We start from the raw sequence: 2,271 nt of genomic DNA on the forward strand, positions 1-2,271 counted from the left end.
GCTGACCATGCCGGTGCTCGCCATCGGCGCACAGGCGAGCCTCGGCGGCCAGGTGGCCGAACAGGTCCGCCAGTACGCCAGCTCGGTAACCGGCCTCGTACGCGATGATCGCCGCCTGTACGCGGTTGCGGACGTTGAGCCGGGTGAGGATCGTGCTCACGTAGCTCTTGACCGTGCCTTCCACCAGGAACAGCCGATCGGCGATCTCGGCGTTGGACAGACCCGCACCGACCAGCGCGAGCACCTGGCGCTCCCGCTCGGTGAGCTGGCCGGCCTGCTCGCGGGCGGCCTTGCCGCGGGACAGCCGGCCGGCGCCGAGCGTGCTGATCACTCGCGCCGCCACGGCTGGCGACAGGAACGCGGCCCCCTCGGCGACGGCATGCACGCCGGCCAGCAGATCCCGCGGATCGCCGGACTTCAGCAGGAAGCCGCTGGCACCCTCGGCCAGAGCCCGGGCGATGTACTCGTCCTCGGAGAACGTGGTCAGCATGATGACGCCGGTGCCCGGCACGGCGCTTCGGACCTCCGCGGCCGCACCCAGCCCGTCCAGCCGTGGCATGCGGATGTCCAGCAGAACGACCTGCGGCCGGTGCCGGCGCACCAACTCCACGGCGGCGTTGCCGTCGCCGGCCTCAGCGACCACCTCGATGGCCGAATCCATGCTGAGGATGCTCCGGATCCCGGCCCGGACCATCGCCTCGTCGTCCGCCAGCACGACGCGGATCTTCTCCGTCATCACTCTCCTCGGTCGTTGTGCTCAATTGGCTCGGCTCAATTGGCCTGCCCGGGCGTCAGGACGTCGGTGGACACCAGCCGGTCACCGCTGAAACAGACGCGGTAGATATCGGCGTCGGCCAGGAGATTGTGAGTGGAGAGGTAGTAGTGGCACTGCGCGCCGTGCGGGACCGGCAGGTCCTGCACGGCCCCAGGCAGCTCGTTGAGTTCGACCGACGGCAGCAGCGCGGACGCCTCTTGCCGGGGCTGGCCGACCTGGAGCCGCTCGAAGTCGGCCGGCGGCAGTACCGAGTTGAGCATCTGGAAGATGAATCCACCCACGGTCGCGGCCATCACCACCCCGATCGCGATCGGCAGCCCGACTACGATTAGCGAGCCCCGCCGGGCCCGCCGCTCGGCCCGGGCCTGCCTTGCGTCGGTCTCGGCGGCCGACCCGGTGTGCGGAGCAAGGTGTGAATCCGGTGCGGCGCCGTCGATCGGGGCGGGCCGGTTGGGCAGCTTGGCGGCGACCCGGAAGCCGCCCTCGCACGGCCCGGCCTCCAGCGTCCCACCGAGCAGCCGGACCCGTTCCCGCAGCCCGGCCAGCCCGTGGCCGCCGCTGGCCAGGCACGAGGCCGGCTCGGCTGGCGCGACCGCGCCGTTGGTGACCGTCACCAGCACGTCGGTGGCCTGGTAGGTGAGCTGGACGGTTACCACCGCGCCCGGCGCGTGTTTGGTGGCGTTGGTGAGCGACTCCTGCACCACGCGGTGCGCGGTGCGGTCGGTGAGTGGGGAGACTTCCACCGGCGCGCCGAACCGGTGCAGCTCGACCAGAGCCCCGGATGCGCTAGCCCGGGCGATCAGGTCCTCGATGCCCTCGTTGGCCGGCTCGGTGGGCGCGGCGGCACCATCCGCCCGCAGCACCCCGATGATCTCCTGGAGCCGCTGCGTCGCTTCGGCTGCGGCGACCCGCAGCTCGCCCGCAGCGGCGCGGCGCTCCTCGGACAGGTCAGGGGCGAGTTCCAGCGCGCCGGCTCGCAGCGCGATGAGGCTCAGCTCGTGGCCGAGCGAGTCGTGCATGTCCTGGGCGATCCGGGACCGCTCGAGCAGCCGGGTACGGTCGGCCACGATCAGCTGCTCGCGCTCGAGGTGTCGGGCCAGTTCCCAGCCACCCAGCATCAAGTCGCGGCGCTGCCGCAGGTAGCGGGCGGCGAGCCAGGGGAACGCGATCAGCAGCGGCGTGACGGCGACGGTGTAGGACCACTGCCAGTGCTCCTCGCTGACCGCGAAGCTGACCATCGTGCCGGACACCGCGACGGCGGTCCACCACCACAACGCGACCCGCGGCGGTGCCGGTGCCGTCCGGCCGCCGGCGAGGTAGGCCAACACCATCACGGCGAGGGTGAAACGGTCGATCGGGCTCCACGGGTCGACCGCGCTCAGCAGCACGGCGATGCCGAGGGCGGCCAGCGGCCAGCGCCGGCGCACGGCGACCGCGGCGGCCAGCGCGAGAGGACCCACCAGCTCCCGCCACTGGAAATCGCCCGGGCCGGCAGC

1 protein-coding gene and 1 pseudogene are annotated in these 2,271 nt (G+C 72.3%); both read right to left on the bottom strand.

Annotated elements, in window-relative coordinates; all coding sequences use genetic code 11:
• Window positions 1–88: 88 nt before the first annotated feature.
• Window positions 89–736: pseudogene (locus tag AB0M52_RS33370) on the bottom strand (response regulator transcription factor); the annotation flags it as partial.
• Between the two features lie 35 nt (window positions 737–771).
• Window positions 772–2,271: histidine kinase (locus AB0M52_RS33375; RefSeq protein WP_363961833.1), on the bottom strand; the 1,500-nt coding region annotated here is incomplete at its 5' end.

It is taken from the genome of Micromonospora sp. NPDC051296 (genome assembly GCF_040682255.1).
Classification (GTDB): domain Bacteria; phylum Actinomycetota; class Actinomycetes; order Mycobacteriales; family Micromonosporaceae; genus Micromonospora; species Micromonospora craterilacus.